Below are 25,669 nucleotides of genomic sequence, written 5' to 3'. Positions count from 1 at the left end.
GGTGGCCCACCACCACCCCATGACCGCCGGCTCGGGACGGCGGACGACCGCCCGCCGGTGTGAGCCCGTTGACAGGGCCCATTGAAGCAGGGGTGTGGGCGCCCGCACGGGGGAACGGCTTTATTCGAGGTTTCCATTGACAGCGGGACACCGCAGGATTTAGTGAACGTCCGATTCGCTCAGGGATCGCCCCGCTCCTCCTCCGTCACGCTCACAACACCCTTAGGTTAGTCTTACCTAAGTAAGCATTGGGAAGACGTCGCCGGGGGGGAGCGTTCCGGATATGACACTCAGGGGTTGCGAGCATCCCGAGGGCTGCCATATCGGCGACCTGCCCGTTCTGGCGAGCGCCACCGTCGGGGCCCGCTTCTGGCTGCTGGTCGAGCATCCCGGCCCCTGGGCCTCCCACCTGGAGGAATGCCGCCTTCCCTCCGGGGTGCGCGCCCTCGTCGACAGGGCCGTCGCCGCCGGTGTCCGACCCCAGCTCATCCGCCGCCCAGGACGCCGCAGACCCGTGGAAGGCGGCATCCACGTCATGGTCGCCGACTCGACCGCCGCCGAACCCTGGCTCGCCGAGGGCGTCATCGCAGGTCCAGACGATCTTGACATGGACGCCTTGATGGCCGGAGTGGTCCCGGAGTCCTGCATACTTGTGAGTGAGCCGGTTTTTCTGGTCTGCACGCATGCCAAACGCAACGCGTGCTGCGCCCGCATTGGACTTCCCCTAGCTCGTTCCCTGGCGAAGGTTTTGCCGGACAGAGTATGGGAAACATCACATGTTGGCGGCGATCGCTACGCCGCCAACCTTGTGTGCTTGCCACACGGCCTCTACTACGGCAGCATGTCTCAGGCTGCTGCGATCGCGGCAGCCGATGCGTACCGGTCCGGCGAGATCACTCTCGACCGTTTCCGGGGACGTTCAGGCATCCCTGAGCCACTGCAGGCCGCCGAGCATTTCGTCCGCGCCCACACGGGCGAGCTCTCGGTTGGCGGAGTGGCCGTGGAGTCCTCCAGGTCGGACGGCGCCACCACCGAGGCATTTGTGCGCGGTAGTGGCGTTCGTTTTCGGGTAGTGGTTGAACCCATGACGTTGACGACGCCATGTGGTACGGCTTGCGCCGAGGAGATCACTACCTATCGGCTGGTCGCGCTGGACAGGCTCACCCCTGTGCGGTACGCCACGCCCGTCCTGACCTGACCTGGGGAACATCACGGCCTATCCAGGCGTTGGACCCAAGGACGCCGGAAACGTCCAATGCGGCATCAACCCGAAATACCTCTCACTAAAAGGTGGTTTTCTCATGTCTCAGGTACGTCGGCAGACCGCCCGGCCCCGGCCCAGCTGGGGCTGGCAGGATGACGCCGCGTGCCGGGGTGAGGACCTCGTGCTCTTCTTCGGTCCTGACGGGGAGCGTCAGCCTGAGCGTGACATCCGCGAGCGGAAGGCCAAGGCGATCTGCGCCCAGTGCCCGGTCCGCGCGGAGTGCCTGGACTACGCGCTGTCCCGTCCGGAGAAGTACGGCACCTGGGGCGGTCTGAACGAGGACGAGCGCGCCTCCGAGCGTCGCCGTCGCATGCGCCGCGCCGCCAGCGCCGGCATCAGCGCCGTCGCCTGAGCAAGTACCTCCACCCGGCTTCCCCCTGACGTGTGATCTCGCTGATTCCCCTGCGAGATCACACGTTGTCGTGTAAGGGATGGATACGCGCGGGTGGTCAGTTCCGCGGTGGAATCTTCGGTGTGTCCCGGTGCCCGCGCGAGGGCAGCGGTTTGACGTGGGACGCCGAGCATTCGGGGCAACTCTGGTCCACCCACGGCGGAGTGGTGATGATCCCCCTCCTGCGCCACACCACCGGACGCCCGTCGTCGGCGTGGCAGGTCTCGTAGAGGTCTCCCCAGACGTGCTGGCAACGCAGGCACTGGAAGTCCCAGGCCTCGGCGACAGTGTTGATCTCTCGCATGTGCTCTCTTCTCGCATGGGTTCCGTACTGGCCTGTGGGCAGGACGTCGGCCTATATGCGAGACACACCGATCATGATCAGCCTGCGGGCTCCGGCGGACAGGGCGGCGGGAAGGTCCTCCCGGTTCCCGCTCCACTCCGGCCCCCGTCCCTGCGGCGTCCGCGCGTCCCCGGCGGGGCGAGGCGCGGGCAGGCGCGGTTCACGTCCACGCCCGGTGTCGTGCGCCAGGGGCGAGACGGGCGCGTCGTCGACCGGGTGCGGGGCCTCCTCCACCCGTTCGACGCACTGGCGTTCGGCCACCAGGCCCGCCAGGCCACCCGGCTGCCAGCCGAGACAGAGCCCGAGGCAGACGGCGAGCAGGACCCACGGCATCGTCCAGCGGCGCCGCGAGGGCGCTCCCGAATACGAACCGGCGATCACACCTACAAGGTTTGCCTACTCTCGGTCAACGAAACACGACCCACGGTGACCGACATGGTGCCCGGAGGAACGCGACCGTCTCCGGTCCGCTGAAACACACGGCGCCGTGCCGGACCCGGGGCGGGGCCTCCCGCCCCGGGTCTTTCCCGTTCGTCACGGCCTGTGGCGACCCGGGCATCAGGGACGGTTACGCCCCGGCTTACGCATCTCCTTGTGGATGGTCTTCCACCGGCTCTGCATCTCCTTGCGAAGACGCGCGTCGGTCCGCGACGCCATCCACAGGGCCTCGCGCTGGAGCTTGTTCCAGCTCTCCAGCCGCCGTTCGGGAAGCGTGCCGTCCTCGATGGCGGCGATCACCGCGCACCCCGGCTCGCTGTCGTGCCCGCAGTCGGCGAAGCGGCACCGCTCGGCCAGCTCCTCGATGTCGGAGAAGACCATGTCGACGCCCTCCCCCATGTCGTACAGGCCTATACGGCGGATACCGGGGGTGTCGATGATGAGCCCGCCGTCGCGCAACGGGATGAGCTCGCGGTGGACCGTGGTGTGACGGCCCCGGCCGTCGGCGGCCCTGACCTGCTGGGTCTCCATGACCTCCGCGCCGGCCAGCGCGTTGACCAGGGTGGACTTGCCCGCGCCCGAGGCACCGAGCACGACGGCGGTGCGCGTACCGCCCAGGTGCCCGCGCACGATGTCCACCCCTTCGCCGGTGATGGAGGAGATCGCGTGCGCCTCGACGCCGGGCGCCGCCGCGGCGACCTCCTCCATCAGGAAGGACAGGCTCGCCCCTGCGAGGTCGGACTTGGTGACGAGCACGACGGGATGGGCGCCGCTCTCCCAGGCCAGGGCGAGCAGCCGCTCGATCCGGCCGAGGTCGGCGGTGTCCGTGGCGTGCAGGGCTGGTTCGGCGACGAAGACGACGTCGACGTTGGCCGCGAGCACCTGCCCCTTTGAGTCGCCCGACAGGCCGCCGCGCGAGAGTCTGGCGACGCCGCCGCGCACGAACGCCGTACGGCGGGGCAGCAGTGCCTCGAGCTCGTAACGGCCCTCGGCGAGTTTCCTGAGCCCGGCCCAGTCCCCGACGCAGGGCAGGGCGACGGGGTCGGCCGCGGCGGCCCGCCGTACGGAGGCGCCGTAGTGAGCCTGGAAGTGGCCTTCGAGGCACAGGATCTCGGCGGCCCCCCGGTCGACGCGCGCGACCCTGGCGGGGATCAGCCCGTCGGGCAGCGAGGCGGCGTGGGAGTCGTCCCAGCCGAGCGCGGAAAGGTCGGACGAGACGGGAAAACGTGAAGCTGACAACGTGGGTACACCCTTTTCGAGGAAGGTCGGGTGCCCGGTGAAGGAAGTCGGCTAGGCGGGCACCCGGAGGAAGACTGAAGGCATGCCGAAGAAGAAGACCCGCATGTCCTCACCTCCTCATCTCTCGGCCACCGCTTGCGGCGGTGGCGTCGCCCACGGGCGCGACAACGCCCACTCGCAGAACATTAGCGCGATCTCCCCCATCACGCGCAAACCTTTTTCCGGCGAGCCGGAGAAGCAGGGCCGTACGGCGTGCGAAAGCCCCGGAACCACGGGCTCCGGGGCTTTCTCTCGTGCGGGCTACAGGCCGGGGGCCGGGAAGTGGCTCGTCAGCTCACGGACCTCGCCGTGCACCCGGGTGATGACGTGCTTGGCCTCGTCCTCGTCCTTGGCCAGGGCGCTGACCACCTGGTCGATCCAGGCGCCGATCTGCCGCATCTCGGTGACGCCCATGCCGCGGCTGGTCACGCCCGCGGTGCCGATGCGGATGCCGGACGGGTCGAAGGGCTTGCGCGTGTCGAAGGGCACGGTGTTGTAGTTGGTCTCAAGCCCGGCCTTGTCCAGGGCCTGCGCGGCGGGCTTGCCGCCGATGCCCTTGGGGGTCAGGTCGAACAGGATGAGGTGGTTGTCCGTGCCACCGGACACCAGGTCGAAGCCGCGGCTCTTGAGCTCCTCGGCCAGCGCCTGGGCGTTCAGGACGACCTGACGCGCGTAGTCCTTGAAGTCGTCGGTCGCCGCCTCCTTCAGCGCGACCGCGATGGCCGCGGTGGTGTGGTTGTGCGGACCGCCCTGCAGGCCGGGGAAGACGGCCTTGTTGAGCGCGACGGCGTGCTCGTCGGAGCTGGCCATGAGCATCGCGCCACGGGGACCGCGCAGGGTCTTGTGGGTCGTGGTCGAGATGACGTCGGCGTGGCCGACCGGCGACGGGTGGGCGCCACCGGCGACCAGGCCCGCGATGTGGGCGATGTCGGCGGCCAGCACGGCGCCGACCTCACGGGCGATCTCCGCGAAGGCGGGGAAGTCGATGGTGCGCGGAATGGCGGTGCCGCCGCAGAAGATCAGCTTGGGGCGCTCGCGGAGGGCGATCTCACGGACCTCGTCCATGTCCACGCGGCCGGTGTCCTTGCGCACGCCGTAACGGACCGGGTTGAACCACTTGCCGGTCGCCGAGACCGACCAGCCGTGGGTCAGGTGGCCGCCGAACGGCAGGCCCATGCCCATGACGGTGTCACCGGGCTGCAGGAAGGCCAGGTAGATGGCGAGGTTGGCGGGCGAGCCCGAGTAGGGCTGGACGTTGGCGTGCTCCACACCGAACAGGGACTTGGCGCGGTCGACGGCGAGGGTCTCGATCTGGTCGATGACCTGCTGGCCCTCGTAGTAGCGCTTGCCCGCGTACCCCTCGGAGTACTTGTTGGTGAGGACGGTGCCGGTGGCCTCGAGGACCGCCTTGGAGACGTAGTTCTCCGAGGCGATCAGCTTCACCGTGTCGGCCTGGCGGCGCTCCTCGGCCTTGATGAGCTCGGCGATCTGCGGATCGACGTCGGATAGAGAACCCATGGCGCCTTCACTCCCCTGTCATCGTTGACAACCTGCGAAGACCCAGGCGTACGGCCTCCGCTTTTCGCTCCCCGGTGGTCGCTCCCACCCAATGCGCCAGTCGCGCTTTAGACGATAGCGGACCCTTCGTGCTCACCCCGCACGCGCTGCGCGGCCCGCACCGTCGACCGGCCAGAGCCTGTCGACCTCCGCGTTGAGCGTCGCGCCGATGAGCACGGCCAGGGCGGTGATGTACAGCCACAGCAGGACCGCGATGGGGGCGGCGAGGGAGCCGTAGATGGAGACGGGGGAGAACCAGGCGGCCAGCACCGCACGCAGCACGGCGGCGCAGGCGATCCAGATGATCAGCGCGAGCACGGCCCCCGGCGTCTCCCGCCACCAGCGGGTGCGCACCGGGACGCTCACGTGGTACAGGAGGGTGAGGAAGAACACCGAGCCCGCGACGACGACCGGCCAGTACAGGCCGGTGACCAGGCCCGCGTAGTCGGGGGGCAGGGCGCTGCGCAGCGCGACCGGGCCGAGCACGAGGACCGGCATGACCAGCAGCCCGATCAGCAGGCCCGCCAGGTAGAGCCCGAAGGACATCAGGCGGGTGCGGATGATGCCGCGTTCCTCCCCGAGGCCGTACGCCAGGGAGATCAGGTCCACGTAGACGAACAGCGCCCGTGAGCCCGACCACAGGGCCAGCAGGAAACCCAGGGAGATGAGGGAGACCTGGTTCTCCGGTTTCAGCACGTCGTCGATGAGCGGGGAGACGACCTTGTCGACGGCGTTGTCGGTGAACAGCAGGTGCGCCTGCGTCTCGATCCAGTCGCTGACGTCCTTGACCGTCTCGGGGCCGAAGACCCGCGTGAAGCGGCCGAGCACGCCGATCAGGCCGAGCATGAACGGCGGCAGCGACAGCAGGGCGAAGAAGGCGGCCTCCCCCGCCAGCCCGGTGACGCGGTAGGCGACACCCGCTCCGGTGGTCGCCCGTGCCAGGGCCCAGGCGTCCGTTCCCCCCACCCAGGACAGGCCCGCGCGCAGCCGTGCCCTGGCCGCGCCCGGCTCGCGCCTGCGTGGCCCTCGCCTGCGCGCCGGCGCGTCGGTGGAGGTCATGGCACACCACGGTATGCGCAGCGCCCCTTGATCACGAGCTCACGCGGCAACGATCGAGTCTCGGGGCGGTCGCGTCGTCACCTGCGGTAGAACGCCTCCGCGTCGTCCACGTCGACGATCCGGGCGCCCAGCGGCAGCAGGGAGACGGGAATCAGCTTGATGTTCGCGACGGCCAGCGGAATGCCGACGATCGACAGGAACAGCGGGATCGAGGTGAGCACATGGCCGATGGCCAGCCAGATTCCGGCGACGACGCACCAGATGACGTTCCCGACGGTCGACAGGCAACCCGCCTCGGGGTCGCGCACCACGGTCCGCCCGAAGGGCCACAACGCGTAGGCGGCGATCCTGAAGGAGGCGATGCCGAACGGGATCGTGATGATCAGGACACAGCAGATGACGCCCGCGACGACATAACCGAGAGCCAGCCAGATCCCCGCGAACACCAGCCAGATGACGTTCAACAACGTGCGCATGTTCCGATCATCTCAATGACCGGACAGACGGCTCCATCGGGCACAGCCCTGGCGAAACCCTGGAAAGCCCCTGATCCGGACGGAGTGCCGCTCCACGGGTTACGCCCCGCGCCGCCGCACAATGGAGAGGTGATCTGCGCGAGCTGCAAGGAACGCAGGCACGGCGAGTGCAGGGGCGGCTCGTGGTGCGACTGCCAGCACCAGCCGGAGACCCGCCGGGACCGGGAGGAGGAACCTCCCGCGGAGCCCGCGACGAACTGGCTGAGACAGGGGTGATCTCCGGCTGTTCCCACCCCGGTGGGCCCGGCCGCGCCAGGGCTGGGCGGACGGCGCCAGAGCAGGGTGCGGAAAGTCCAGATTCCGGACCCCGCATTGGACATCTCGGGCCGCCAAGGTATCGTCATGGACATGCCAGCGGACCCATTGCTCGTCGTGCGACGCCACGTCGACCTGCTTCGTGTCCGCAGCGCCATCTGTCGTGACGTCCGTTGACCGTCGCCCTCCGCTGATTTCATCCAGCTCGGGCGCGTGACAGACGTCATCGCTCTGTGAGCGGCACTCCCCCGCACTCAATGAAGAGGCGGCAGGCAACGTCTGCGCGTGTCCGGAAATCACTCCACCGATTTACAAAGGACGCGCACATGACGACCCCGGCCAGGCCGGCTAACCGCCACCACAAGCGCCCGCGAGGCGAAGGTCAGTGGGCTCTCGGTTACCGCGAACCGCTCAACAAGAACGAAGAGCTCAAGAAGAACGACGACGGGCTCAACGTCCGCCAGCGCATCATCGACGTCTACTCCAAGCAGGGCTTCGACTCCATCGACCCCGCCGACCTGCGGGGCCGGATGCGCTGGTACGGGATCTACACCCAGCGCAGGCCCGGGATCGACGGCGGCAAGACCGCGATCCTGGAGCCGGAGGAGCTCGACGACCGCTACTTCATGATGCGGGTCCGGATCGACGGCGGCAGGCTCAGCCTGGCGCAGCTGCGCACCATCGCCGACATCGCCAACCTCTACGGCCGGGGCACCGCGGACGTCACCGACCGGCAGAACATCCAGCTCCACTGGATCGAGATCGAGTCCGTCCCCGACATCTGGGAGCGCCTGGAAGCCGTCGGCCTGTCCACGACCGAGGCCTGTGGCGACACCCCGCGCGCCTTCCTCGGCTGCCCGCTGGCCGGGATCGACACCGAGGAGGTCCTGGACGGCACCCCGACGGTCCTGGACATCCGCGACAAGTACATCGGCGACCCGGCCTACTCCAACCTGCCCCGCAAGTTCAAGACCGCGGTGAGCGGCTGCCCGGCGCACTGCACGGTGCACGAGATCAACGACGTGGCCTTCGTCGGCGTGGTCAACGACAAGGGTGAGGCGGGCTACGACCTGTGGGTCGGCGGTGGCCTGTCGACCAACCCGATGCTGGCCAAGCGCCTGGGCGTCTTCGTCACCCCCGAGCAGGCCAGCGAGGTCTGGGCCGGTGTGATCGGCATTTTCCGTGACTACGGCTACCGCCGCCTGCGGCACAGGGCCCGGTTGAAGTTCCTGGTCAGCGACTGGGGCACGGAGAAGTTCAGGCAGATCCTGGAGACCGAGTACCTCGGCCACGCGCTTCCCGACGGCCCCGCGCCCGAGCCGCCCCGCAACGGGCGCAGAGACCACGTGGGTGTCTTCCCGCAGAAGGACGGCAACTTCTACGTCGGCTTCGCCCCCAAGGTCGGCCGTCTCAGCGGGGACATGCTGCACCTGATCGCCGACATCGCCGAGCGGCACGGCTCGGGCCGGGTGCACACCACCGCCGAGCAGAAGATGGTCATCCTCGACGTCGCCCCCGACCAGGTCGACAGCATCGTGGCCGAACTGGAGGCGAACGACCTGCGGGTCAACCCCTCCACCTTCCGCCGCCAGACCATGGCCTGCACGGGCATCGAGTTCTGCAAGCTGGCGATCGTCGAGACCAAGGGGGCGGGCGCCAACCTGATCGACGAGCTCGAAAGGCGCCTTCCCGACTTCAAGCAGCCGCTGACGATCAACCTCAACGGCTGCCCGAACTCCTGCGCGCGCGTCCAGGTCGCCGACATCGGCCTCAAGGGCCAGCTCATCGTCAACGACGAGGGCGAGCAGGTCGAGGGCTACCAGATCCACCTGGGCGGCTCGCTGGGCGTCAGCTCGGGCTTCGGCCGCAAGGTCCGCGGCCTGAAGACGACGGCCACGGAGCTTCCCGACTACGTCGAGCGCGTGGTGCGCAACTTCGACAAGCAGCGAAACGAGGGCGAGACCTTCTCCGAGTGGGTCCAGCGGGCCGACGAGGCGGACCTCAAGTGACCGGCCTGCCGTACGGGGAGGGCCGGAGATGAGTGAGCGGGCCGTCCCCTTCCACTGCCCCTACTGCGGCGAAGAGGATCTCGAACCCTACGAGGGCGACGGCGGCTGGTACTGCCGTTCGTGCGCCCGCGCCTTCAAGCTGAAGTTTCTCGGAATCGGAGTGCGGTCATGAGCCTGGTGGACATCGAAGTCGGATTACGGCAGCAGCGCGGCACGCTTGACCTGCAGGACATCGTCGAGTCGGCGGCCCGTTTCCTTGAGGACGCCTCCGCGCTTGAGATCATCCGCTGGGCGGCGGCCACGTTCGGCGACCGGCTGTGCCTCACCTCCTCCATGAGTGACGCCCTGCTGATCGACCTGGTGAGCCGGGTCAAGCCCGGGATCGACGTGTTGTTCATCGACACCGGTTACCACTTCGCCGAGACGATCGGCACCCGTGACGCGGTGCGGCAGGTCTACGACGTGAACGTGATCGACGTCAAGCCGTCCAGGACGGTGGCCGAGCAGGAGCGCGACCTCGGTCCCCGCCTGTTCGGGCGCAATCCCGACCTGTGCTGCTACCTGCGCAAGGTCGAGCCGCTCAACCGCGCCCTCGAGCCGTACCTCTCCTGGATCTCCGGCATCCGCCGTGACGAGGCCAGCACCCGCGCCGGGGTCAAGGTCGTCGAGTGGGACGCCAAGCGCCAGATGGTGAAGATCAATCCGATCGCCCGCTGGACGCAGGAGGACGTCGACAACTACATGGCCGACAACGGCGTGCTGATCAACCCGCTGCACTACGACAACTACCCCTCGATCGGCTGCGCGCCCTGCACCCGTCAGGTGGCGCCCGGCGAGGACCCGCGCAGCGGCCGCTGGGCGGGGATGGGCAAGACGGAATGCGGGCTGCATCTATGACGTCCGTGACGTGGCGCCCGCGTGGCGTGACGTCGGCACCGCCCCTGATCGCGGTGGCGCACGGGTCCCGCGACCCGCGCGCCGCCGCGACGGTCGAGGAACTCCTTGACCTCGTACGGCGCGCCCGCCCCGAGATCCCGGTGCGCACCGCCTACCTCGACCACGCTCCGCCGACGCTCGCCATGGCGCTCTCGGGGCTGGGCGAGGCGGCGGTGCTGCCGCTGCTGCTCACCGAGGCCTACCACAGCCGGGTCGACATCCCCGGCGCGCTGGCCGAGGCAACGGCCCGTAACCCCAGGCTGCGTGTGCACAGGGGCGCGACGCTCGGCCCGCACCCGCTGCTGGTCACCGCCCTTGAGCGGCGTCTGGCCGAGGCGGGTGTCGAGGCCGGAGACCCCTCGACCGCGGTCGTGCTGGTCTCGGCCGGGTCGAGCAGCCGCAGTGCCAACGCGACGGTCGCCGGGGTCGCCGCCCAGTGGGGACGGCGCCGGGGCTGGTGGTCGGTGACCGCCGCCTACGCCACGGCCGCGGAGCCGACGCCGCAGGAGGAGGTCGTGCGGCTGCTGCGGGCGGGAGCCCCGCGGGTGGTCGTGGCCCCCTACCTGCTGGCTCCCGGCTACTTCGCCGACAAGATCCGCCGTGACACGCTGGCCGTTGGCGCCGAGGTCGTCGCGGACGTCCTCGGCGCCGCCCCCGAGCTGGCCACCGTGTTAATCAAACGTTACGAGCAGGCCCTGGGCGGGCTGGAGCGCTCAGCCACCGCCTGACCCCGTTCCGCCCGTGGCGGGATAGACGGGAGTGACGGTGACGGTGGCGGTGGGCGAAGGCTTCACGGGGCCGGGAGTGACGGTCACGGTCACCGTGGGCTCAGGGGTGCTCTCGTCCGCGAAGGTGCAGCCTGGCCCGCTCTCGCAGGGCTCGATCCACGCGTCGGTGACCCTGAACCGCATGTCGGCCCGCCCCCCGTCCGCGAGGTCGAGCACCCGGCGCGCGTCCTCCCCGGTGACGAGCGTCCTGCCCAGCCTGGCGACGGAACCCGCCGGGAGCACGGCGACCTCGAAGCGCGACCCCCGCCGCACGGTCAGGTTGACGCCGCTTCTGTACTTCTTGTCGATGTGGGGCAGCCATTCGGCGCATGGCAGGGCGTTGCGGTAGGCGCCGTCCTCCCAGTAGAGCAGTTCCTTCCCGCGCGGGCAGGAGATCATCGCCGTCGCGTTGCCCCGGTCCGTCTTCCTGGGGATGTCGAAGGCGACGCGCTCGCCCATCCTGGTGAACCGCTTGTCGAGGACGACCTTGCTCCTGAAGGCGACCCCGTAGCCGGGTGAGGAGGAGGCCGCGGACATGACGCCGTTCCAGGTGCCGCCCGTGGTCCCGGGGGCCCCGGTGGCCGGCGGGATCAGGGTGGCGGCGACGGCGAGCCCCGCCCCTGCGGCGCCGCCGAGCAGGCCGATCCTGCGTCGTCTGATCCTACGGACGCGCTCGTGGACCCGGGCGGCGGTGACGCCTCCCCCGGCGCCCTCCCACCGCTCGGCGTCCTGTCGCAGCAGGTCGCGCAGCTCGGATTCGATGTTCGTCATGTCAGCTCCCCGAGGGTGGCCGCGGCCCTGGCCGCGGGATCGACGCGCAGCTTGGCCAGCGCCCTGGCGGCCTGGCTGCGTACGGTGACCGCCGAGCAGCCGAGGATCTCGGCGATCTGCCCGTCCGGCAGGTCCGCGTAGTAACGCAGCACCAGCACCGCCCGCTGCTTGGCGGGCAGGGCGGCCAGCGCCGTACGGAGTTCCTCGCGGACGCCGAATCCGTCCGAGGGGTCCTCCAGGACGTTCTCCGGCAGGATCCCTGTCGGGACCTCCGACCGCCATCTCCTGCGCCACCAGCTCGCGTGGGTGTTGGCCAGGATCCGGTACACATACGGGTCGGGGTCGTCCCGCACCCTGCGCCAGGCGAGCCACGCCTTGGCCAGCGCCGTCTGCGTCAGGTCCTCCGCCTGCCCCCAGTCGCGGCAGAGCAGATAGGCGGTGCGCAGCAGACGGGCCGAGCGTTGCGCGACGTAGCCTTCGAAGTCGGCCCGGTCTCGCATCCGATGGTCCTCACTGATCGGTGATGTTCACCGATCACTACCGTCCGGACCCCCGGGAACGTTGCACGGCCGTACGGAACGGCGCAGGGAGGCTAGCGCCGGTCGTCGCGGCGGTCCGAACCGTGCCGGCCGTACGGGTCGTGCGAGCCGGGACCGTGCTGCCAGGACTGCGGCAGGGGCCCGTGCTGCTCTCCCATGAGCTCTCCGCGCATCTCCCGCCACTGCTCCCGCCAGGCGGCCCACTGCTTCTTCAGGGGTTTGGTCCTGGAGTCGCCGATCACCTTGAGGTCGCCCATGAGCACGTACGCCTTGACCCGGATCAGCGGCGCGTTCACGCCGGGCGGCGCCTCGTTGACCTTGACCTTCTTCTCCCCCATGATCGCGATACCGTCCAGCTCGACGTCCACGCCGTCCGGCACGATGATCTTCACCTCGCCCATGACCGCGGTCACGACGATGTCGACCACGTCGGTGCGGACCTCGGCTTCGCGCAGGTCGAGCACGACCCCGCCCATCACGGCGACGGCGCCGAGCCCCTGGTCGATGCGCCACTTGCCGCGGCGCTTCGACTCGCTCATCACCGCGACGAACCACTTCCGCACCCTTCCCGGGGGCCGTCCCTGCGGCTCGTAGGCGGGGGCGGGAGCCGGGGCCGAGCGTCCCGTGCCGGGCAGGTCCGAGGTGATGACGGCCAGCTCGGCCTGGGTGACGGCGGTGTAGGCAGCCTCGGTGCGTTCGGTCAGCTCCCCGAGCGTCAGCCGCCCCTCGACGGAGGCGACACGTAGCCACTCGACGGTGGCCTCCCGCTCGGCGTCCGAGATTCGCATCGCACCGGGATCGCTCATAACTCACAACATATCGCGAGTTGTCCGGTCAACGACTCCTCCCTGAGGAGGACATGACCGCCCCTGAGAAGGGCGGGAACAGGTTAGGGTCCCCTCATGTACCAAGAACTTCTTGAGGCGGTCGCCCGCGGTGACGTCGAGCGCGTCGAGCACCTGCTCCGGGACGGCCTCGGCGCCGATCCTGAGGCGGCCGGGCACAGCACGGCGCTGTACGCCGCCGCCGCGAGCGGTAGGACGGCGATCGTCGAGGCGTTGCTGGCGCACGGGGCCGACCCCGGCAGGATCAGCGGCGGCGAGGAGGAGGGCCTGCCCCTGTGCGCGGCCGCCGCCCTGGGCCGCGTCGAGACCGTGGGGGCGCTGCTCCGCGCCGGAGCCGACCCCTCGGCCAGGGAGGAGGACGGCTGGACCGCGCTGCTCTGGGCCGCCTCGAACGGCCGGGAGGAGGCCCTCACGGCGCTGCTGGACGCCGGGGCCGACCCGGAGGAGGCCAACGAGAGCGGCGAGACCGCGCTCACCCTGGCCGCCAGGCGCGGGGCGCTCGGCGCGACGCGGGTGCTCCTGGAGCGCGGGGCAGAGGCCGACAGGCCCGACGGCGAGGGCGACACCCCGCTGGCCATCGCCTACGACTGGCTGGGCACCCAGCTGGAGAGCGCACTGCTCGAGCAGCTCACCGAGCAGGTCCCCGAGGACTCCCAGTTCGTCGTCGGCCGCAGCCGGGCCTCCGACGGCACCGATCTGGTGACCGTCGCCGCCGTGAGCCAGGACGGGGAACGGCTGGCCGAGCTGCGCTGCCAGCGCGGCCACGCGGCCGTCGCGACCCTTCTGGAGGAGGCGACCGGTCAGCTTCCCGGCGTCGAGGCGCTGGTCGAGCGGGCGCTGCCGTACCGGGACGTCGACGAGGAGGCGGAGACCTGGTGGACGATCGCGGGCGCGCTGAGCAAGCGCGCGGACGAGGAGACGTTCGAGGCCGTGGCGCGCTTGTGCGTCAGTGAGGACCCGCGCAGGCGGGAGTTCGGCGTCGACGTGCTCGCCGAGTTCGGCTTCACCGACGACGAGCGGCCCTTCCTTGACCGGACCCTGCCGATCCTGCGGCGGATGGCGGCCACCGAGGGCGACGAACGGGTGCTGCGCTCGGTGCTCGGCGCGCTCGGCCACCACGCCGACCCCCGCTCCCTGTCCGAGGTGCTGGAGATCATCACCGCCCCCGGCTGGACCCGCACCCAGGCCGACCCGGCCGCGCTGGCCGCCGTGCTGCCGCCCGGCCACGCCGAGGGGCTCGCGCTGCTCATCTCGATGAGCGAGGACCCCGACGAGGAGGTGCGCGAGTGGGCGACCATGGGCCTGGCCGGGCTGTCCGAGGACGGCGAGCCGATCCGCGACGCGCTGGCTGCGCGACTCGGCGACGAGGAGCTGGGCACGGTGGCCGAGGCGACGCGCGGCCTGCTGGTGCGCGGCGACCCGCGGGCCAAGCAGGGGGTCGAGCGGGTCCTCGCCGAGAGCGACGAGGACGACGACTACCTGCGTGACCTGGTCAAGGAGGCCTGACTGGATGACCCACGACGTCTTCAACCAGGTTCCGCCGCTCGTCGGGCACGACGTGTCCGACGACGCCGCCCTCCTGGCCGGCGTCGAGCGTGAGGGGGCGGGCTGGGCCACGGGGGAGGTGCGGGCTCTGGGTGTGCTCGCGGGCTCCGAGCGGGCCGCCGAGTGGGGGCGGCTGGCCAACGAGCATCCGCCGGTCCTGCGCACCCACGACGCCCGGGGCCACCGGATCGACGAGGTCGAGTTCCATCCCGCCTGGCACGAACTGATGGCCGTCGCGGTCGGAGAGGGCCTGCACGCCGCGCCCTGGGCCGACGCCAGGCCCGGCGCGCACGTGGCCCGCGCGGCCGGGTTCTACCTCTGGAGCCAGGTCGAGGCGGGGCACGGCTGCCCGATCTCGATGACCTACGCCTCGGTCGCCGCGCTGCGCCACGCCCCCTCCCTCGCCGCCGAGTGGGAGCCGCTGCTGACGTCCAGGAGCTACGACTTCGGGCTCCGGCCGCCGCTGGGCAAGCGCGGGGTGCTCGCCGGGATGGCGATGACCGAGAAGCAGGGCGGCTCAGACGTCCGCGCGGGCACCACGAGGGCCGAGCCCCTCGCCGGCGGCGGCTACGCGCTGACCGGCCACAAGTGGTTCAACTCCGCCCCGATGTGCGACGCGTTCCTGGTGCTCGCCCAGGCGCCGGGAGGCCTGTCGTGCTTCCTGCTGCCCCGCGTCCTGCCGGACGGCACCCGTAACGCCATGCGTCTGGTGCGGTTGAAGGACAAGCTGGGCAACCGGTCGAACGCCAGCGCCGAGGTGGAGTACGAGGGGGCGTTCGCCTGGCCGGTCGGCGAGGAGGGCCGGGGCGTGCGGACCATCCTGGAGATGGTGAACATGACCCGGCTCGACTGCGTGATCGGCTCGGCCGCCGGGATGAGGTACGGCGCGGTCAGGGCCGTCCACCACGCCGCGCACCGCGCCGCCTTCGGCAGGAGGCTGGCCGACCAGCCGCTGATGCGCAACGTCCTGGCCGACCTCGTCCTGGAGTCGGAGGCGGCGACCACGCTGATGACCAGGCTCGCCGGGGCCACCGACCGGGCCGTCGCCGGGGACCGGGCGGAGGCGGCGCTGCGCCGTACCGCGCTGGCGGTCGCAAAGTACTGGGTGTGCAAGCGTGCCCCCGCCCACGCGGCAGAGGCGATGGAGTGCCTGGGCGGCAACGGCTACGTCGAGGACTCACAGATGCCCAGGCTGCTGCGCGAGTCACCGCTCAACGGCATCTGGGAGGGCTCGGGAAACGTCGCGGCACTGGACGTGCTGCGTGCCCTGGGGCGTGAGCCGGAGGCCGTCGAGGCGTTCCTCACGGAGGTCGCGCTCGCCAAGGGGGCCGACCGGCGTCTCGACGCGGCGGTCGTACGGCTGCGCGGCCTGCTGGGCGCGCTCGGCGACCCCTCCGCCGCCGAGGAGGGCGCCCGCCGCCTCGCCGAGGACATGGCCCTGGTCCTGCAGGGTTCCCTGCTCGTACGGCTGGCGCCGGCGGCCGTCGCCGACGCCTTCTGCGCCTCCCGGCTGGCCGGTGAGGGGGGCCGTGCCCTCGGCACCCTGCCACCCGGTCTCGACCTGGAGGCCGTCATCGGCCGGGCCGTCATCTGACCCATCCCTGGCGTCTCTGGTGGTAGGCGGCGACGGCCGCCGCGCTCTGGACGTCGTCGGCGAGCAGTCTGGTCAGCCGGTCGAGCCGGTTGGCGGCGCACAGCGCGTAGCTCTCCGCCCACCACTCGGCCGGGCAGTCGCGGTAGCGATCGAGAACCAGCAGGGGGCGGCAGAAGCGCATGATCCGGCGCCACTCAGGGGTTTGGTCCATCTCGTCCATCTGGCACAGGGCGTGACCGATCATGTGGTGGACCAGCGAGCCTGACGAGTGCGCCCCTCCGGTGACGACGATCGTGCGTCCCATGTGGATGCCCGCCGACTCCGCGGCGACCCGCGCGTCGCAGGAGTCGTCCGGCTCCGGCGGCTCGGGCAGCAGGTCGGCGCCGAGCCAGATCCCGTCGAGGTCCTCGGACAGCCGGGTCGCCAGGTGGACCGGCATGCTCGCCAGTTCGTCGATCGCGGCGACGAGTTCCCTGCGCGGTGTCCCCGTCCAACGCCGGTGGATCACCCGTTCCAGCACGCCGCAGTCACGGCTGCCGTCCCGCGGCAGCGGATCGCGGTGGCCCGTGCGGGCCGATCCGGGGGTCCTCATCCGAAGCGCTCCGTCCTGACAAAGAATTGCTCTCCGGTGGTAAACGTCCGTCGCAGCGGAGTTCATTACGAGCGGCGGCCGGATATTCATTGATCCGCGAGGGCGCGAGAGCGGCCCCTCCCCGGTGGACGCGTCGTTTCCGGCCCGTCCCCGCCCTCGGAAGACGGCCGGTTTCACCCCCACCAAAAGGATCGAACATGACGACCAGCCTGAAAGCCCTGGGAGCGGTGTGCGGCGCGCTTTCCTGCCTGCTCACCGGCCCGCCCGCCACGCCGGTACCGCCCTCCGTCGAACGTCCCTCCCCGTGTCAGGCCGACGTCGCACAGGCGGTGGCCGGACAGCTCGCGAAGGCGCCAGGCGGGCGTTTCGTCCCGCCGGACACGGTCTCCTACGACGACGGCGCCGAGGTGATCACCTTCCGGCCTCCGTCGTGCGGCCCGGCCAGGCGCGGCGCCGAGCACGACTGTGACGAGGACGGCGTTCCCGGCAACGCGGTCTGCCTCTACGACCGCAGGGCCTACGAGGGGTCACGGCAGGCCATCAAGGTGCCGGGTACGAGGAGGGTCGACGGGATCGGCCTCTTCATGTCCCTCAGGAACGACCGCCCCTTCGTCTTCCTCGTCAAGAGGAACCGGGACGAGGAGGGGGCCTGTTTTCCCGGCGGGTCGGGATACGGCAATCTCCGGGGCGTCGCCGACCGGCACTGGGTCAACGCCCATCCCAGCCTGCGTGAGTGCCCCGGCCGGTGAGAGGGCGACGGCGCCGTACGGTTTGGGCGGGATCGCACCGTACGGCGCCGCCGCCGGTCATGAGGTCCGGCCGGGACCGGCGACCCACCGGGCGGTGAGGTAGGTCCGGTACTCCTCGACGGCCGGGCGCGGCTCCCCCGAGCCTCTGAGCCTGATCAGCTCGGTCGCCAGCAGCCCCCCGGTCGCCGAGCTGACGACGAACACCCCGAGCAGCGGCCCGTCCTCGAACCCGAAGGCCCGCCCCGGCCTGCCGTTGCGGTCCCTGACCTGCCCGATGTCCCGCAGGTCGTCCTGGGCGGCGAGCGTCCGCCACAGCGCCGCGCGGAGGTCGGGCTCGACCACGTCGTGGGAGTGCAGGTCCTCGACGGCCCTGACCAGGCGGTGCGTGCGCGTCATGCCCGCCCGCGGCTCACCGCTGAGCAGCTGGTCGCGCAGTTCCTCCTCGGAGCGCGACAGAGCGGCCGCCCTGGGGCCGAGGTCCGCCGCGGCACCGGTCTCACTGTTCTCTCCGCCCCCGGTGGCCTCGCCGGCCGTCGACTGGTCGACCGTGGGCGTGATGCCGGCCCAGCCGCCCCCGAACGGCCTGCCGGGGCTGCGCGTCCTGTGGTAGGTGCCCCGATCGTCCTGCGGCGTCCAGCGGCTGACGACCCACGGCGTCATCCGCGAGGTCGTGCCGTCCCGGGTCACGCTGGTGGCCAGCAGCCACTCCTCGGTCTCGACGTAGCTCCACGGCCCCTCCTGCCTGCCCGGGCGGGAACCGGCGAGCCGGGCCAGGCCGAGCAGCCCGGCCGAGGCCCGGGGGAAGGACGACATCGGGAGCGGATGGCCGCGCAGCGGCTCGACCGCCGACAGGTGGACGATCCGCGCCAGGTCCGCGGTGATGGGCGGACCGGTGCGCGAGGCGGCGGCGCCCGTCGGCGGGCCCTCCCCCGCCCCCTGCCGGTCTCCCGGCTGGCCCCGCTGCACGACCCTCGGCAGGACCGCCACCGCGACGGCCGTCGCCAGCAGGGCCACCACCAGGACCGATCCCCTGCCCCGCCCCCGCCGGGGGGCGCTCTCGCTCATGATCCTCCGTAGGACCTCCTCCTGCCCGTCGCCCATCATCCGCCGTGCCTCGTGCGGGGGCACGGGGTTGCAGCGGACCATGAGCTGGCGGAACCGGTCTCGTCCCCGCGCCCTCACCGGCCCGCCTCCTCGCACCACAGGCACATGCCCCGCAGCAGGTCCGCCAGCCTCATGCGGGCCCGGCACAGCCGTACCCTGACCGCGTTCGGCGTCAGACCGAGAACCCCGCCGATCTCATCGATCGCGAGGTCCTCCCAGTAGTGCAGGCGGAGGACCTCTCCGTCCTTGGGGCGCAGGCGCGCCATGGCCGTCTCCATCGCGGTCCTGACCTCTTCCTCGTCGTGTGTCCCGTCACCGGACAGCTCCGGTGGCAGCTGTCTCAGCAGCGCCATGAGGCGCTGTCTGCGCCCCTCGCCACGGGTGGCGTTGCGCACGTGCCCCCAGGCGACGCGGTACAGCCAGGCGACGACGGCGCGGTCGTCGTCCCTGGGAATCCTGTTCCTCTTGCGCCAGGCCGTCTGGAAGGTGCACGAGGCGACGTCGTCGGCCCCGGTGAAGCCGACCCGGCGCGCGGCGTAGGCCCAGACGGGCTCGTAGAAGGCGCGGAACATCTCCTCGAACCACTTCTCCTCGTCCTCCTCCGGCACGGTCGCCCCTTCCCCACCTGGCGTCATGTTTCTTACGTCCACCACCAAGGGATCGATTACAGATTCCATCCGGAGAGTAACGCCGGGTAATCGAATCGCCGCAGGAACGGGGGCGACGGACGGCTCCGGGGACAAGCCTCGTGATCTCGGCGAGTAGGGTCGTTCCTGGTTAACGCTTCGTGATCGAAAGGACATCGCCATGGCGACGACACGTACCGCGACGACCCAGTGGAAGGGCTCGCTCCTCGACGGATCGGGCACCGTCTCGCTGGACTCGTCCAAGGTGGGCACCTTCGACGTGTCCTGGCCCTCCAGGGCCGAGCAGGCCAACGGCAAGACCTCGCCTGAGGAGCTCATCGCTGCGGCGCACTCCTCCTGCTTCTCGATGGCCCTGTCCCACGGCCTGGCCCAGGCGGGCACCCCGCCGCAGTCCCTGGAGACCAAGGCCGAGGTGACCTTCCAGCCGGGCGAGGGCATCACGGGGATCGTCATCTCCGTCCGCGGTCAGGTCGAGGGCCTGTCGGCGGAGGAGTTCCAGAAGGCCGCCGAGACGGCCAAGGCGAACTGCCCGGTGAGCAAGGCCCTCTCCGGCACCACGATCAGCCTCAACGCCGAACTGGTCGGCTGATCGACCGTGTCTTCCGGCCGTGCCCGCCTCAGCGGCACGGCCGGAAGACCTGTGTCCCCACCCCGCGAGGCGGGAAAAGCGCAGGTTAAAGCCTTGCGGCCAGGCGTTCCACCCGGTGACCCCGGGCGCGTACACTCAGGCGACCCCCATTCAGCCGGGCGGGCCGTCCCTCTTTCACGGCCACCGTCCGGCCGAGACCGCCGAGACCGTCAGAGGAAAGTCCGCACACCTTGTGAGCCCCCGCCACCCCTCAGGAGGGGCCGGGCGTCCGACCGTTCGTGTCCCCCCGAACCAGGGTGAGGAAGGCGACGGCACCTGTGCGCACGAGGGCTAGCTGAGGGAGATTGAGGGCCGCATGCGCGAGATCTGGCCAGGAGAGCCTTACCCCCTGGGCGGCACGTGGGACGGCGCGGGCACCGGCTTCTCGGTGTTCTCCGAGATCGCCGAGCGCGTCGAGCTGTGCCTGTTCGACGACGACGGCCGTGAGGAGCGCGTCGACCTGCCCGAGGTGGATGGTTTCGTCTGGCACGGCTACTTCCCCGGGGTCGCCCCCGGCCAGCGGTACGGCTACCGCGTGCACGGCCCCCACGACCCCTCGCGCGGCCACCGCTGTAACCCCGCCAAGCTGCTGCTGGACCCCTACGCCAAGGCGGTCGAGGGCGAACTGAGGTGGAACGAGTCGCTGTTCTCCTACCCCTTCACCGACCCGGCCAGCAGGAACGACGACGACAGCGCCCCCTTCATGCCGAAGAACGTGGTGGTCAACCCGTTCTTCGACTGGGGAAACGACCGGCCGCCGCGCACGCCGTACCACCAGACCGTGATCTACGAGGCGCATGTGCGGGGGCTCACCATGCGCCACCCCGCGGTGCCGCCCGAGCAGCGCGGCACCTACGCGGGCCTGGCGCACCCGGCGGTCATCGACCACCTGCTGACCCTGGGCGTCACCGCGGTCGAGCTGATGCCGGTGCACCAGTTCGTGCCCGAGCACGCGATGGTCGCCCGGGGACTGACGAACTACTGGGGCTACAACACGATCGCCTACCTGGCCCCGCACGCCGACTACTCGAGCTCGGGGCAGCGCGGCGAGCAGGTGCTGGAGTTCAAGGCGATGGTGCGAGCCCTGCACGACGCCGGGATCGAGGTCATCCTGGACGTGGTCTACAACCACACGGCCGAGGGCGACCACATGGGGCCGACGCTGGGTTTCCGCGGCATCGACAACGCGGCCTACTACCGGCTGCACGACGGTGACCGGCGCTACTACCTCGACTACACCGGCTGCGGCAACTCCCTCAACGTCCGCTCCCCGCACGCGCTGCAGCTCATCATGGACTCGCTGCGCTACTGGGTCCTGGAGATGCACGTGGACGGCTTCCGGTTCGACCTGGCCTCCGCCCTGGCCCGTGAGCTGCACGACGTGGACCGGCTGAGCGCCTTCTTCGACCTGATCCAGCAGGATCCGGTCATCTCCCAGGCGAAGCTGATCGCCGAGCCGTGGGACGTGGGGCCCGGCGGCTACCAGGTCGGTAACTTCCCGCCGCTGTGGACCGAGTGGAACGGCAAGTACCGCGACAGCGTGCGCGACTTCTGGCGCGGCAACGGCTCGGCGCTGCCCGAGCTGGCCTCACGGCTGACCGGTTCCGCCGACCTGTACGCCACCTCCGGGCGCCGTCCCGTCGCCTCCATCAACTTCGTCACCTGCCACGACGGGTTCCCCCTCACCGACCTGGTCTCCTACGACCGCAAGCACAACGAGGCCAACGGGGAGGACAACCGGGACGGCACCGACGACAACCGCTCGTGGAACTGCGGCGCCGAGGGACCGGTCGACGACCCGGAGATCACCTCCCTGCGCCGCCGCCAGCGCCGCAACCTGCTGACCACCCTGTTCGTCTCGCAGGGCGTGCCGATGCTGCTGGCCGGCGACGAGTTCGGCAGGAGCCAGGGCGGCAACAACAACGCCTACTGCCAGGACAACGAGATCTCCTGGATCGACTGGTCCCCGGCCGGGACCGACAAGGAGCTGCTGGACTTCGTCAGGGGCCTTTCCGAGCTGCGGCGCGAGCACCCCGTCTTCCGGCGGCGCCGGTTCTTCCACGGTCGCAGGGCCGAGGACGGCACCCGCGACATCGTCTGGCTGACCCCCTCGGGCGAGGAGATGTCGGCCGCCGACTGGCACACCGGCTACGCCAAGTCGCTGGCGGTCTTCCTGAACGGCTCGGCCATCACCGAGCCCGGCCCGCGTGGCGAGCCGATCGTGGACGACTCGTTCCTGCTGCTGATCAACGGCCACCACGAGGACCTGACCTTCACCGTCCCCGACGCCAGGTACGGCGCGCGCTGGCTGTCCGTGCTGGACACCGCGCGGGAGGGCGGCGACGAGGCCTCCCACGAGGGGCCCTGGCCCGCCGACGCCCACGTCCCGGTGACCTCCCGCTCGATCAGGATCCTGCGCTGCCGCCGCCCCTAGGGTCTGGACAGCAGGATGAGGACGAAGGTGGTCAGCCCCGCGAGAAGGTGCAGCAGGATCGTGAGGACCGGCGGGCGCTGATCGGCGCCGCGGGCGTGACGGCCGCCGCCGAGCCAGCGGGTGGACATGGTGAAGCCGAGCAGGGCCGTCAGCGCGAGCGCCCCGAACGCCACCCAGGCCAGCGCCCGGCGGTCGGTGACCAGGTAGGCGCCCCAGCAGCTCAGGGCCGACATGGCGAGCATCGGGTGGGCGAAGAGCAGCGCGGTGGGGAAACGGGTGACCTTCGCCGCCTGGCTGCGCGGCCCGCCGTGGAGCAGCCACAGCCGCAACAGGCGGATACCGAACATCGCGGTGATCAACCACGTCACGATCGCGGCCAGCCCCACACTGCCTCCCCCGTCTCTTTTGCCGCATCATGTAACGCCACTCGCCCCGGTTTCACCGGAAGTGTCGAATCCGTTACCGAACGTTCTCGCGGGAGGGCCGTACGGTCCCCTGTGCGAAGGTAGGGGGATGCGTCTCATCCACCCGGCCACCTCCGACGAGGTCGATCTCGCCCGGCTCTACGCCTACCCCCGCGAACGGTGCGTCCGGCTCAACATGGTGGCCAGCGCCGACGGGGCCGCCTGGCTCGACGGGCTGTCCGGCGGGCTGTCGGGCCGTGGCGACCGGCGGGTCTTCGGGGTGCTGCGCGGGCAGGCCGACGTCGTCCTGGCAGGCGCCACGACGGTCAGGGCCGAGGGGTACGGCCCCGCCAGGCCCCGGGAGTCGTGGCGTCACCTGCGTGAGGGGCGTCCCGCGGCGCCACCGGTGGCCGTGCTCACCCGGCTGCTCGACCTGGACCTCGGAAGCCCGCTGTTCACCGAGGCCGAGCCGTACGCCAGGACGATCGTGGTCACCTGTGAGGCGGCTCCCGCGCAGCGGCGTGAGGAGACGGCCGAGGTGGCCGAGGTGATCGTGGCCGGCGGCGACCGGATCGACCTGGCCGCGGCGCTGGCCGAGCTGGCCTCACGTGGCCTGGGGCGGGTGCTGTGCGAGGGCGGCCCCAAGGTCAACGCCCAGCTCGCCGAGGCCGACCTGGTCGACGAGCTGTGCCTGACGGTGAGCCCGCTGCTGACCGGCGGCGCCGCGGCGCGCATCCTCAACGGTCCCCCGGCGTCGGTCCGGCTGGATCTGGCCCATGTCCTGGAGGAGGACGGTTTCCTGTTCACCAGGTATGTCCGTCCTCTCCGGTAGAAAGGTCAGGCTAGCCCGACGAACGGACGACGAGGAGTGACATGAACCTGCCGCTGCGGCCCCCGGTCGCGCCGATGCTGGCCAAGGCCGTCAAGTCCCTGCCGCCGCAGGACGGCACCATGCTCTACGAGCCGAAGTGGGACGGCTACCGGTGCGTCGTCTTCCGCGACGGCGACGAGGTCTACCTCGGCAGCCGCAACAAACGGCCGTTCACCCGCTACTTCCCCGAGCTGGTGGAGGCGGTGCGGGCGGAGCTGCCCGAGCGGGTGGTGGTGGACGGGGAGATCGTCATCCGCGGCGGCCAGACACTCGACTTCGAGGCCCTGCAGCAGCGCATCCACCCCGCGGCCTCCCGGGTGAGACTTCTGGCCGAGCAGACGCCCGCCTCGTTCGTCGCCTTCGACCTGCTGGCCCTCGGCGACGAGTCCCTCATGGAGGTCCCCTTCGCCGAGCGCAGGGCACGCCTTGAGTCGATCTTCGGCAACGCGGGCCGGAGCATACGGCTGACGCCGGTGACCACCTCGCAGGAGCGGGCGGCCGAGTGGTTCGAGACGTTCGAGGGCGCCGGGCTCGACGGCATCGTGGCCAAGCCCGGCGGCCTGCCGTACCAGCCGGACAAGAGGGTGATGTTCAAGGTCAGGCACGAGCGCACGGCGGACGCCGTGGTCGCGGGCTACCGCGAGCACAAGTCGGGGCCGGTGGTCGGCTCTCTGCTGCTCGGCCTCTACGACGCCGAGGGCGCCCTGAGGCACGTCGGCGTCGCGGCCTCCTTCCCGATGAAGCGCAGGGCGGAGCTGGTCGAGGAGCTGGCGCCGTACGTGAGCCAGGACGGTCACCCGTGGAGCGCCGAGTCCCTGCCCGGGGCGATCTCCAAGTGGAGCGCGACCAAGGACCTGTCGTTCGTGCCGCTGCGGCCCGAGCTGGTGATCGAGGTCGCCTACGACCACATGGAGGGCACGCGTTTCCGGCACACCGCCCACTTCCGCCGCTGGCGCCCCGACCGGACTCCGGAGTCGTGCACGTTCGAGCAGCTCGAACAGCCCGTCTCCTATGACCTGGACGACATCCTGGCCCGCTGAGGGACCGGTGGATCAGTCTCGCGCCTTGCTCGGCTGCACCCGCTTCGGCTCGCCGGGCATCTTGGGATAGTTGGGGGGATAGGGCAGGTCCTGCGCGCCGTCGCGTTCGTACCATTCGAGCAGTGGCTCGATCGAGAAGGCCTGGTCGTCGATCGCGGCGTGCACGTCGCCCAGCTTGGCGAAGCGGGCCGGGACCGTACGGATGTCGAAGTCGCGCGGGTCCGCGTCGGCCAGTTCCTCCCAGGTGAGCGGGGCCGAGACCGGGGCGTTGGGCCTGGCCCGCACCGAGTAGGCGGCGGCCAGGGTCCGGTCGCGGGCGTTCTGGTTGTAGTCGATGAAGATCCGCTCGCCCCGCTCCTCCTTCCACCAGGCGGTGGTGGCCAGGTGGGGTACCCGGCGCTCGACCTCGCGGGCGAGGGCGATGCCGGCGTGGCGCACCTGGATGAAGTCCCAGCGCGGCTCGATGCGCACGGCCACGTGGACGCCCCGGCCGCCCGAGGTCTTGGCGAAGCCGGTCACGCCGAGCTCCTGGAGGACGTCGCGGACCGTGAAGGCCACCTGCCGCGCCTCCGCGAAGCCCGTTCCCGGTTGCGGGTCGACGTCGACACGCAGTTCGTCGGGGTGCTCGGTGTCACCGGAGCGCACCTGCCAGGGGTGGAAGTCAATGGTGCCCAGGTTGGCGCAGTAGGCCAGGGAGGCGACCTCGGTCACGCACAACGCGTCGGCGGTGCGCCCGCTGGGGAAGCGGACCGTGGCCGTGCGCACCCAGTCGGGCCGCTTGACGGGCATCCGCTTCTGGTAGATCTCCTCCCCCTCGACCCCGTCCGGGTAGCGCCTGAGGTGGGTGGGGCGGTCACGGAGGGCGCGCAGCGCCCCCTCGCCCACGCTCACGTAGTACTCGACGAGCTCTCGCTTGGTCACCCCGATCTCGGGGAAGTAGACCTTGTCGGGATTGGTGACCTTGATCACCCTGTCTTCGACAGTGAGTTCGATGTACGGCGACGGCATACGTCCGACCGTACCCCTTGTGGGCCTTCCGGGACCCGCTTCCGTGCAGTGGGTCGCGGGGTGGG

At 70.7% G+C, this 25,669-nt stretch carries 29 protein-coding genes and 1 riboswitch; of the genes, 15 read left to right on the top strand and 14 right to left on the bottom strand.

The annotated features are described in order from the left end of the window. Positions 1 to 283 precede the first annotated feature (283 nt). Positions 284 to 1,198 carry a sucrase ferredoxin gene (locus ACFYY8_RS15655; RefSeq protein WP_390041171.1) on the top strand — a complete coding sequence of 305 codons (915 nt, stop codon included), beginning with the start codon at positions 284 to 286 and terminating at the stop codon, positions 1,196 to 1,198. Between the two features lie 103 nt (positions 1,199 to 1,301). Beyond that, complete coding sequence (locus ACFYY8_RS15650; RefSeq protein WP_012893126.1) at positions 1,302 to 1,616, top strand: WhiB family transcriptional regulator; 315 nt, start codon at positions 1,302 to 1,304, stop codon at positions 1,614 to 1,616. Positions 1,617 to 1,713: 97 nt separating this feature from the next. On the opposite strand, the gene ACFYY8_RS15645 is transcribed toward ACFYY8_RS15650, so the two are convergent. From ACFYY8_RS15645 to ACFYY8_RS15620, 6 genes are all read right to left on the bottom strand, one after another. Further along, positions 1,714 to 1,959 carry a hypothetical protein gene (locus ACFYY8_RS15645; RefSeq protein WP_390041170.1) on the bottom strand — a complete coding sequence of 82 codons (246 nt, stop codon included), beginning with the start codon at positions 1,957 to 1,959 and terminating at the stop codon, positions 1,714 to 1,716. A gap of 51 nt (positions 1,960 to 2,010) precedes the next feature. Continuing rightward, positions 2,011 to 2,379, bottom strand: a complete 369-nt coding sequence (locus tag ACFYY8_RS15640) for a hypothetical protein (protein WP_390041168.1) — start codon at positions 2,377 to 2,379, stop codon at positions 2,011 to 2,013. Between the two features lie 177 nt (positions 2,380 to 2,556). Continuing rightward, the gene (rsgA, locus tag ACFYY8_RS15635) at positions 2,557 to 3,675 is read right to left on the bottom strand and encodes a ribosome small subunit-dependent GTPase A (RefSeq protein WP_390041166.1); all 1,119 of its coding nucleotides are present in this window, start codon (positions 3,673 to 3,675) and stop codon (positions 2,557 to 2,559) included. A gap of 300 nt (positions 3,676 to 3,975) precedes the next feature. Continuing rightward, complete coding sequence (gene glyA, locus ACFYY8_RS15630; RefSeq protein ID WP_390041164.1) at positions 3,976 to 5,232, bottom strand: serine hydroxymethyltransferase; 1,257 nt, start codon at positions 5,230 to 5,232, stop codon at positions 3,976 to 3,978. A gap of 33 nt (positions 5,233 to 5,265) precedes the next feature. Next, positions 5,266 to 5,346: riboswitch (ZMP/ZTP riboswitch) on the bottom strand. Positions 5,347 to 5,364: 18 nt separating this feature from the next. Further along, positions 5,365 to 6,330 (bottom strand): YihY/virulence factor BrkB family protein, encoded by a 966-nt coding sequence (locus ACFYY8_RS15625; protein WP_390041162.1) that lies wholly within the window; start codon positions 6,328 to 6,330, stop codon positions 5,365 to 5,367. Positions 6,331 to 6,407: 77 nt separating this feature from the next. After that, on the bottom strand, positions 6,408 to 6,806 hold the full coding sequence (locus ACFYY8_RS15620; protein WP_352011328.1) for a YccF domain-containing protein: 399 nt from the start codon (positions 6,804 to 6,806) through the stop codon (positions 6,408 to 6,410). 129 nt (positions 6,807 to 6,935) lie between these two features. Between ACFYY8_RS15620 and ACFYY8_RS15615 the strand changes: the two genes are divergently transcribed. From ACFYY8_RS15615 to ACFYY8_RS15590, 6 genes are all read left to right on the top strand, one after another. Further along, the gene (locus tag ACFYY8_RS15615; RefSeq protein WP_352011327.1) at positions 6,936 to 7,082 is read left to right on the top strand and encodes a hypothetical protein; all 147 of its coding nucleotides are present in this window, start codon (positions 6,936 to 6,938) and stop codon (positions 7,080 to 7,082) included. A 126-nt stretch (positions 7,083 to 7,208) separates the two neighbouring features. Beyond that, positions 7,209 to 7,298: a putative leader peptide gene (locus tag ACFYY8_RS15610; RefSeq protein WP_390041159.1), complete on the top strand. Its 90-nt coding sequence runs from the start codon at positions 7,209 to 7,211 to the stop codon at positions 7,296 to 7,298. A gap of 149 nt (positions 7,299 to 7,447) precedes the next feature. Further along, entirely contained in the window at positions 7,448 to 9,130 is a 1,683-nt protein-coding gene (locus tag ACFYY8_RS15605; RefSeq protein ID WP_390041157.1) for a nitrite/sulfite reductase, read from the top strand. Positions 9,131 to 9,158: 28 nt separating this feature from the next. Beyond that, complete coding sequence (locus ACFYY8_RS15600) at positions 9,159 to 9,302, top strand: Insertion element protein (protein WP_184616917.1); 144 nt, start codon at positions 9,159 to 9,161, stop codon at positions 9,300 to 9,302. After that, positions 9,299 to 10,027, top strand: coding sequence for a phosphoadenylyl-sulfate reductase (locus ACFYY8_RS15595; RefSeq protein ID WP_390041155.1), 729 nt, complete (start codon positions 9,299 to 9,301; stop codon positions 10,025 to 10,027). Before ACFYY8_RS15600 ends, ACFYY8_RS15595 begins: the two co-directional genes overlap by 4 nt. Next, on the top strand, positions 10,024 to 10,794 hold the full coding sequence (locus ACFYY8_RS15590; protein ID WP_390041153.1) for a sirohydrochlorin chelatase: 771 nt from the start codon (positions 10,024 to 10,026) through the stop codon (positions 10,792 to 10,794). The genes ACFYY8_RS15595 and ACFYY8_RS15590 overlap by 4 nt, the downstream gene beginning before the upstream one ends. On the opposite strand, the gene ACFYY8_RS15585 is transcribed toward ACFYY8_RS15590, so the two are convergent. The 3 genes from ACFYY8_RS15585 to ACFYY8_RS15575 all read right to left on the bottom strand — a co-directional run bounded on the left by ACFYY8_RS15585 (position 10,780) and on the right by ACFYY8_RS15575 (position 12,949). Then, the gene (locus ACFYY8_RS15585) at positions 10,780 to 11,604 is read right to left on the bottom strand and encodes a hypothetical protein (RefSeq protein ID WP_390041151.1); all 825 of its coding nucleotides are present in this window, start codon (positions 11,602 to 11,604) and stop codon (positions 10,780 to 10,782) included. The two genes, ACFYY8_RS15590 and ACFYY8_RS15585, sit on opposite strands and share 15 nt — an antisense overlap. Next, entirely contained in the window at positions 11,601 to 12,104 is a 504-nt protein-coding gene (locus tag ACFYY8_RS15580; RefSeq protein ID WP_390041149.1) for a SigE family RNA polymerase sigma factor, read from the bottom strand. Before ACFYY8_RS15580 ends, ACFYY8_RS15585 begins: the two co-directional genes overlap by 4 nt. A 92-nt stretch (positions 12,105 to 12,196) precedes the next feature. Continuing rightward, positions 12,197 to 12,949, bottom strand: a complete 753-nt coding sequence (locus ACFYY8_RS15575) for a DUF1707 domain-containing protein (protein WP_390041147.1) — start codon at positions 12,947 to 12,949, stop codon at positions 12,197 to 12,199. Positions 12,950 to 13,045: 96 nt separating this feature from the next. On the opposite strand from ACFYY8_RS15575, the gene ACFYY8_RS15570 reads away from it, so the two are divergent. Together ACFYY8_RS15570 and ACFYY8_RS15565 are read left to right on the top strand one after the other, a co-directional pair. Further along, positions 13,046 to 14,494: an ankyrin repeat domain-containing protein gene (locus ACFYY8_RS15570; protein ID WP_390041145.1), complete on the top strand. Its 1,449-nt coding sequence runs from the start codon at positions 13,046 to 13,048 to the stop codon at positions 14,492 to 14,494. A gap of 4 nt (positions 14,495 to 14,498) precedes the next feature. Then, the gene (locus tag ACFYY8_RS15565; RefSeq protein WP_390041143.1) at positions 14,499 to 16,127 is read left to right on the top strand and encodes an isovaleryl-CoA dehydrogenase; all 1,629 of its coding nucleotides are present in this window, start codon (positions 14,499 to 14,501) and stop codon (positions 16,125 to 16,127) included. Here the strand turns inward: ACFYY8_RS15565 and ACFYY8_RS15560 are convergent. Continuing rightward, entirely contained in the window at positions 16,120 to 16,719 is a 600-nt protein-coding gene (locus tag ACFYY8_RS15560; protein ID WP_390041141.1) for a hypothetical protein, read from the bottom strand. The two genes, ACFYY8_RS15565 and ACFYY8_RS15560, sit on opposite strands and share 8 nt — an antisense overlap. A gap of 197 nt (positions 16,720 to 16,916) precedes the next feature. Between ACFYY8_RS15560 and ACFYY8_RS15555 the strand changes: the two genes are divergently transcribed. Then, the gene (locus ACFYY8_RS15555; RefSeq protein ID WP_390041139.1) at positions 16,917 to 17,468 is read left to right on the top strand and encodes a hypothetical protein; all 552 of its coding nucleotides are present in this window, start codon (positions 16,917 to 16,919) and stop codon (positions 17,466 to 17,468) included. A 57-nt stretch (positions 17,469 to 17,525) separates the two neighbouring features. On the opposite strand, the gene ACFYY8_RS15550 is transcribed toward ACFYY8_RS15555, so the two are convergent. Continuing rightward, positions 17,526 to 18,650, bottom strand: coding sequence for a hypothetical protein (locus ACFYY8_RS15550; protein ID WP_390041137.1), 1,125 nt, complete (start codon positions 18,648 to 18,650; stop codon positions 17,526 to 17,528). Continuing rightward, positions 18,647 to 19,180 (bottom strand): RNA polymerase sigma factor, encoded by a 534-nt coding sequence (locus ACFYY8_RS15545; RefSeq protein WP_390041135.1) that lies wholly within the window; start codon positions 19,178 to 19,180, stop codon positions 18,647 to 18,649. Before ACFYY8_RS15545 ends, ACFYY8_RS15550 begins: the two co-directional genes overlap by 4 nt. 199 nt (positions 19,181 to 19,379) lie before the next feature. Here ACFYY8_RS15545 and ACFYY8_RS15540 point away from each other — a divergent pair, with 199 nt between their 5' ends. Further along, positions 19,380 to 19,808, top strand: a complete 429-nt coding sequence (locus ACFYY8_RS15540; RefSeq protein WP_352011314.1) for an OsmC family protein — start codon at positions 19,380 to 19,382, stop codon at positions 19,806 to 19,808. 355 nt (positions 19,809 to 20,163) lie between these two features. Further along, positions 20,164 to 22,281 carry a glycogen debranching protein GlgX gene (glgX, locus tag ACFYY8_RS15535; RefSeq protein ID WP_390041133.1) on the top strand — a complete coding sequence of 706 codons (2,118 nt, stop codon included), beginning with the start codon at positions 20,164 to 20,166 and terminating at the stop codon, positions 22,279 to 22,281. Here glgX and ACFYY8_RS15530 read toward each other — a convergent pair. Next, complete coding sequence (locus ACFYY8_RS15530) at positions 22,278 to 22,667, bottom strand: hypothetical protein (RefSeq protein WP_390041132.1); 390 nt, start codon at positions 22,665 to 22,667, stop codon at positions 22,278 to 22,280. The genes glgX and ACFYY8_RS15530 overlap by 4 nt on opposite strands. 127 nt (positions 22,668 to 22,794) lie before the next feature. Here ACFYY8_RS15530 and ACFYY8_RS15525 point away from each other — a divergent pair, with 127 nt between their 5' ends. Continuing rightward, the gene (locus ACFYY8_RS15525) at positions 22,795 to 23,517 is read left to right on the top strand and encodes a pyrimidine reductase family protein (RefSeq protein WP_390041131.1); all 723 of its coding nucleotides are present in this window, start codon (positions 22,795 to 22,797) and stop codon (positions 23,515 to 23,517) included. Between the two features lie 41 nt (positions 23,518 to 23,558). After that, positions 23,559 to 24,596, top strand: coding sequence for an ATP-dependent DNA ligase (locus ACFYY8_RS15520; protein ID WP_390041129.1), 1,038 nt, complete (start codon positions 23,559 to 23,561; stop codon positions 24,594 to 24,596). Between the two features lie 12 nt (positions 24,597 to 24,608). Here ACFYY8_RS15520 and ligD read toward each other — a convergent pair whose 3' ends face one another. After that, on the bottom strand, positions 24,609 to 25,604 hold the full coding sequence (gene ligD / locus ACFYY8_RS15515; RefSeq protein WP_390041127.1) for a non-homologous end-joining DNA ligase: 996 nt from the start codon (positions 25,602 to 25,604) through the stop codon (positions 24,609 to 24,611). Between the last annotated feature and the right edge of the window lie 65 nt (positions 25,605 to 25,669).

It is taken from the genome of Streptosporangium sp. NPDC001559, assembly GCF_042893955.1.
Classification (GTDB): domain Bacteria; phylum Actinomycetota; class Actinomycetes; order Streptosporangiales; family Streptosporangiaceae; genus Streptosporangium.
This window is presented reverse-complemented; position numbering and strand designations above follow the sequence as displayed.

Excerpts from the sequence above, each read along its gene's own strand:
- ACFYY8_RS15595 (WP_390041155.1), top strand. The coding sequence starts at position 9,299 with ATGAGCCTGGTGGACATCGAAGTCGGATTACGGCAGCAGCGCGGCACG.
- ACFYY8_RS15610 (WP_390041159.1), top strand. The coding sequence starts at position 7,209 with ATGGACATGCCAGCGGACCCATTGCTCGTCGTGCGACGCCACGTCGAC.
- ACFYY8_RS15645 (WP_390041170.1), bottom strand. The coding sequence starts at position 1,959 with ATGCGAGAGATCAACACTGTCGCCGAGGCCTGGGACTTCCAGTGCCTG.
- ACFYY8_RS15520 (WP_390041129.1), top strand. The coding sequence starts at position 23,559 with ATGAACCTGCCGCTGCGGCCCCCGGTCGCGCCGATGCTGGCCAAGGCC.
- ACFYY8_RS15560 (WP_390041141.1), bottom strand. The coding sequence starts at position 16,719 with ATGAGGACCCCCGGATCGGCCCGCACGGGCCACCGCGATCCGCTGCCG.
- ACFYY8_RS15655 (WP_390041171.1), top strand. The coding sequence starts at position 284 with ATGACACTCAGGGGTTGCGAGCATCCCGAGGGCTGCCATATCGGCGAC.
- ACFYY8_RS15575 (WP_390041147.1), bottom strand. The coding sequence starts at position 12,949 with ATGAGCGATCCCGGTGCGATGCGAATCTCGGACGCCGAGCGGGAGGCC.
- ACFYY8_RS15580 (WP_390041149.1), bottom strand. The coding sequence starts at position 12,104 with ATGCGAGACCGGGCCGACTTCGAAGGCTACGTCGCGCAACGCTCGGCC.
- ACFYY8_RS15525 (WP_390041131.1), top strand. The coding sequence starts at position 22,795 with ATGCGTCTCATCCACCCGGCCACCTCCGACGAGGTCGATCTCGCCCGG.
- ACFYY8_RS15650 (WP_012893126.1), top strand. The coding sequence starts at position 1,302 with ATGTCTCAGGTACGTCGGCAGACCGCCCGGCCCCGGCCCAGCTGGGGC.
- ACFYY8_RS15540 (WP_352011314.1), top strand. The coding sequence starts at position 19,380 with ATGGCGACGACACGTACCGCGACGACCCAGTGGAAGGGCTCGCTCCTC.
- glyA (WP_390041164.1), bottom strand. The coding sequence starts at position 5,232 with ATGGGTTCTCTATCCGACGTCGATCCGCAGATCGCCGAGCTCATCAAG.
- ACFYY8_RS15565 (WP_390041143.1), top strand. The coding sequence starts at position 14,499 with ATGACCCACGACGTCTTCAACCAGGTTCCGCCGCTCGTCGGGCACGAC.
- ACFYY8_RS15620 (WP_352011328.1), bottom strand. The coding sequence starts at position 6,806 with ATGCGCACGTTGTTGAACGTCATCTGGCTGGTGTTCGCGGGGATCTGG.
- ACFYY8_RS15625 (WP_390041162.1), bottom strand. The coding sequence starts at position 6,330 with ATGACCTCCACCGACGCGCCGGCGCGCAGGCGAGGGCCACGCAGGCGC.
- ACFYY8_RS15555 (WP_390041139.1), top strand. The coding sequence starts at position 16,917 with ATGACGACCAGCCTGAAAGCCCTGGGAGCGGTGTGCGGCGCGCTTTCC.
- ACFYY8_RS15605 (WP_390041157.1), top strand. The coding sequence starts at position 7,448 with ATGACGACCCCGGCCAGGCCGGCTAACCGCCACCACAAGCGCCCGCGA.
- ACFYY8_RS15570 (WP_390041145.1), top strand. The coding sequence starts at position 13,046 with ATGTACCAAGAACTTCTTGAGGCGGTCGCCCGCGGTGACGTCGAGCGC.
- ligD (WP_390041127.1), bottom strand. The coding sequence starts at position 25,604 with ATGCCGTCGCCGTACATCGAACTCACTGTCGAAGACAGGGTGATCAAG.
- glgX (WP_390041133.1), top strand. The coding sequence starts at position 20,164 with ATGCGCGAGATCTGGCCAGGAGAGCCTTACCCCCTGGGCGGCACGTGG.
- ACFYY8_RS15600 (WP_184616917.1), top strand. The coding sequence starts at position 9,159 with ATGAGTGAGCGGGCCGTCCCCTTCCACTGCCCCTACTGCGGCGAAGAG.
- ACFYY8_RS15590 (WP_390041153.1), top strand. The coding sequence starts at position 10,024 with ATGACGTCCGTGACGTGGCGCCCGCGTGGCGTGACGTCGGCACCGCCC.
- ACFYY8_RS15585 (WP_390041151.1), bottom strand. The coding sequence starts at position 11,604 with ATGACGAACATCGAATCCGAGCTGCGCGACCTGCTGCGACAGGACGCC.